Genomic DNA, 3,120 nt, shown 5'->3' with positions numbered 1-3,120 from the left:
ACCGCTTGATTATAAGGGCCAACAGGATTGGGTGCGTTTTCAGTTTTAATGATTTTACGAGTCATGTTTTTTTCTATGTCTGATAATGTGTTGATTGGGTTTGATAAATCTGGAGTGCTATCTTCAAGTTTATAGCATTCTCCATTAGGCATAATTGTATCTGTTAAGTTAACATTTTCAAAATTTACCCCATAAATATTAGCATTTGTTAAGTCAGCTTGAGTTAAGTTTGCGCCGTCTAAATTGGCATTAATTAAATTAGCTCCTCGCAAATCAGCTTTTTTTAAATTAGCATTTTTAAGTATTGCTTTTTTTAAATTAGCATTTTCAAGATTTATATATTGCAAATTAGCATTTATAAAGTTTACTGACAATAAGTTTGAATCACTTAAATTAGCAAACTCTAAGTTAGACGATAAAAAATTACATCCTTCAAATTTTCCTGCTCTTAAATTAGCTCGACTTAAATTTACCTTGGTAAAATCTACTCCATTCAAATTAGCACTGGCTAAATTAGCTCCTGTCAAATTTGCATTGGTAAAATTTGCTCGATTCAGATTAGCACTGCTTAAATTAGCTCCTACTAAACAAGCTGAAACGAGATAGGCTTGCTCAAGGGAAACAGATGTTAAGTTTGTATAACGGAAATCAACACCAGATAATCTAGCACGGCTTAATTGCATACCTGCTAAATTTGCACCAGAAAAATTAATACTACCTAAATCTGTTCCTTCAAGGTTAACATTATTTAATTGTACGTTCTGAAAGTTACGTTCACCTTTAGAACGTTTCTCTAAAAATTCTTTGATATCCATAATTCACCTCTTGATTATCCTTGTATTAGTTTATCATTAATATCTCCTCGTTCCAAAGCTCTGCCTTGTAATACTAAATAGAGGCTCTGCCTCTGTTATAATATTATGATAGTCTTCGGGTGGCAGAGCCACGTTAATAGCATTTTTAAATCGAACCTAGAAACGAGAGTTAGAAAGAATTACAAATAATAGCCAATAACTGTTATGATCAAAGATTGCGCTTAAATTAATATAGGAAATCCTAAACATGGCAAATGAAACCCGCAATGAAGTAGAAGTTCGTTCTCAGAAAGTCGATGACTTGAAAGCATTGGGAATAGAACCCTATCCCAGTCAGTCCGTTCAAAGGTCACATACCACCCAAGAGATTAAAGACTTATTTGCACAACCTGGAAAAGAATTAAATGATGGAGAAAGCGACCCCGACGCTGTTCCTTTAAAAGTGTGTGGACGTATTACCTTTAAGCGGGATAGTGGAAGTATTGGGTTTATTGGGTTAACGGATATTTCAGGAACTATTCAACTGAAACTAGAGAAAAAATTAGTCACAGGCGAAACTGGGTTATCCTTTAATCAAGTTAAAAAATATCTCGATTTAGGAGATTTTATTGCCGCCGAAGGAATAGGATGTCGCACCAACCGAGGGGAATTATCCGTACAAGTGGAACGCATTTTTGTGATTTCCAAAGCAACCATGCCCTTTCCTGATTCCTATTATGGCATTAATGACCCCGAACTTTGTCGCCGCCATCGAGAAATTGATTTAGTTAGTAATCCTAAATCCTTAGAAACCTTTAAACTTAGAAATCGGATTCTTAAAAGAATTCGGACTTTTCTATGGGATCACAATTTTGAAGAATTAGAAACCCCAGTTTTACAAGCGATTTATGGCGGTGCGGCGGCTCGTCCTTTCGTCACCCATCATAATGCTTTAGATATTAATTTATATCTGAGAATTGCCACCGAACTCCATTTAAAACGAGCCATTTGTGGTGGGTTTGAACGGGTCTTTGAAATTGGGAGAGTGTTTAGAAATGAAGGAATTGATAGCACCCATAACCCGGAATTTACCTCCATTGAAGTATATCAAGCTTATGCGGATTATTTTGATGTGATGACGTTAGTAGAAGATGTCATTTGTGCAGTGGCTGCGGATATATTCGGAGAAAAAACTGAAATTGAATATCAAGGTCAAACGATTAGTTTAGAACGGAAATATAACTATTCTGAACAATATCCTACCTTTACCGGGAACCATTGGAAAGTACAAACGATGGTGGAAGCGGTGCGAGAAAAAACCGGATTAGATTTTGATACCTTAGAGTTAGATGATGCTTTAAAATCGGCTGAAAATCTAGGGTTAAATTTATCAAAATTAGACACTCAAAGTTTGGGATATGTTCTTTATGCGGTTTTTGATAAATTAGTTTCTCCTGAATTAATTCAACCGACTTTTATTACAGAATTTCCGGTTGAAGTCAGTCCTTTAGCAAAACGTCATCGTTCTAAACCTGGATTTGTAGAACGGTTTGAGTTATTTATTCACGGAACAGAATATTCTAATGGTTTTTCGGAATTAAATGATCCTAAAGACCAACGGAAACGATTTGAGGAACAATTAGCCCAGCGAAATGCTGGGGATGAAGAAGCACATCCGATGGATGAAGACTTTATTCAAGCATTATCTTTAGGAATGCCAAATTGTGGAGGAATGGGAATAGGAATTGACCGATTAATTATGTTATTTACGAATACCGCGAGTATTCGAGATGTGATTATGTTCCCCACCATGCGAACCACTGTTTAAAAACAAAAGAGGGAACAGGGAACAGGGAAAAGTAAGCTGTTTTCTGATTCCCTTTATTATTGACTAATAATATGAAAATCATGTTTTTCCCGTTTCAGAAATTGAAGCTTAACCCGGATTAAGGAACAAAGAATCTAATATGAAATCCTTAAATCTGTGCTACAGATAATTGGAGAGCGCGTGAAGCCGTAAAAATTGCCCATTGCCAGAGTGCCACTTCCCTATTCGTAATTCGTAATTCGTAATTCATAATTCGTAATTCGTAATTCGTAATTCCCCATTGCTTTTTGTAGCATTCTTTTCAGGATTTCATATTACACTCTCCAGGGCGGGATCACCCCGCCGCTACGCTATCTGTGAAAATCTTGAATTTCTTGTAATTTTGCTTGAACTTTCCCTTGTGTCAGGTTAGATTCAGCTTGAGATAATCCCGATTCTAAACTGGGACAAACCCCAGAACGCCATAAATAAAACCCACCATTCCAAATGGCAGCCTTC

General features: G+C 36.3%; 2 protein-coding genes. One reads left to right on the top strand and one right to left on the bottom strand.

Features of this window, described 5'->3' with window-relative positions; all coding sequences use genetic code 11:
- A partial coding sequence (locus ACKPEB_RS00890; RefSeq protein ID WP_408962878.1) for a pentapeptide repeat-containing protein occupies positions 1 to 815 on the bottom strand: 815 nt, incomplete at its 3' end.
- 247 nt (positions 816 to 1,062) lie between these two features.
- On the opposite strand from ACKPEB_RS00890, the gene lysS reads away from it, so the two are divergent.
- The gene (gene lysS, locus ACKPEB_RS00885; protein WP_408962876.1) at positions 1,063 to 2,622 is read left to right on the top strand and encodes a lysine--tRNA ligase; all 1,560 of its coding nucleotides are present in this window, start codon (positions 1,063 to 1,065) and stop codon (positions 2,620 to 2,622) included.
- Positions 2,623 to 3,120: the final 498 nt, after the last annotated feature.

This window comes from Planktothrix sp., assembly GCF_046067725.1.
Lineage (GTDB): Bacteria > Cyanobacteriota > Cyanobacteriia > Cyanobacteriales > Microcoleaceae > Planktothrix.
Note: the sequence above shows the minus strand (reverse complement) of the source record. Positions and strands in the feature narration are given on the sequence as shown.

Coding starts and splice junctions, on each gene's coding strand:
- lysS (WP_408962876.1), top strand. CDS start 1,063: ATGGCAAATGAAACCCGCAATGAAGTAGAAGTTCGTTCTCAGAAAGTC.